Raw genomic sequence first — 1,391 nt, 5'->3', positions numbered from 1 at the left:
TGTGGTTAAGTCCTCGATCGATTAGTATCAGTCAACTCCACATGTCGCCATGCTTCCATCTCTGACCTATCTACCTAGTCATCTTCTAGGGATCTTACTCACATACGTGATGGGAAATCTCATCTCGAGGGGGGCTTCATGCTTAGATGCTTTCAGCACTTATCCCTTCCGCACATAGCTACCCAGCGATGCCTTTGGCAAGACAACTGGTACACCAGCGGTGCGTCCATCCCGGTCCTCTCGTACTAAGGACAGCTCCTCTCAAATTTCCTGCGCCCACGACGGATAGGGACCGAACTGTCTCACGACGTTCTGAACCCAGCTCGCGTACCGCTTTAATGGGCGAACAGCCCAACCCTTGGGACCGACTACAGCCCCAGGATGCGATGAGCCGACATCGAGGTGCCAAACCTCCCCGTCGATGTGGACTCTTGGGGGAGATAAGCCTGTTATCCCCGGGGTAGCTTTTATCCGTTGAGCGATGGCCCTTCCATGCGGAACCACCGGATCACTAAGCCCGACTTTCGTCCCTGCTCGACTTGTAGGTCTCGCAGTCAAGCTCCCTTGTGCCTTTACACTCTGCGAATGATTTCCAACCATTCTGAGGGAACCTTTGGGCGCCTCCGTTACTCTTTAGGAGGCGACCGCCCCAGTCAAACTGCCCACCTGACACTGTCTCCCACCCCGATAAGGGGCGCGGGTTAGAATTTCAATACAGCCAGGGTAGTATCCCACCGATGCCTCCACCGAAGCTGGCGCTCCGGCTTCCAAGGCTCCTACCTATCCTGTACAAGCTGTACCAAAATTCAATATCAGGCTACAGTAAAGCTCCACGGGGTCTTTCCGTCCTGTCGCGGGTAACCTGCATCTTCACAGGTACTATAATTTCACCGAGTCTCTCGTTGAGACAGTGCCCAGATCGTTACGCCTTTCGTGCGGGTCGGAACTTACCCGACAAGGAATTTCGCTACCTTAGGACCGTTATAGTTACGGCCGCCGTTTACTGGGGCTTCGATTCGCACCTTCGCTTGCGCTAAGCACTCCTCTTAACCTTCCAGCACCGGGCAGGCGTCAGCCCCTATACTTCGCCTTACGGCTTCGCAGAGACCTGTGTTTTTGCTAAACAGTCGCCTGGGCCTATTCACTGCGGCTCTCTCGGGCTTGCACCCTACCAGAGCACCCCTTCTCCCGAAGTTACGGGGTCATTTTGCCGAGTTCCTTAACGAGAGTTCTCTCGCTCACCTTAGGATTCTCTCCTCGCCTACCTGTGTCGGTTTGCGGTACGGGCACCTTTTTCCTCGCTAGAGGCTTTTCTTGGCAGTGTGGAATCAGGAACTTCGCTACTATATTTCGCTCGCTATCACAGCTCAGCCTTCACGATGATGGGATTT

General features: G+C 54.3%; 1 rRNA gene. It reads right to left on the bottom strand.

From position 1 onward, the window contains the following. Position 1: 1 nt before the first annotated feature. Positions 2-1,391, bottom strand: a 23S ribosomal RNA gene (locus AC6CIB_RS23575); the annotation flags it as partial.

The sequence above is a fragment of the Rossellomorea sp. GQ25 genome (genome assembly GCF_059758515.1).
The sequence above is the reverse complement of the archived record's forward strand: the minus strand, read 5'-3'. Positions and strand labels throughout refer to the sequence as shown.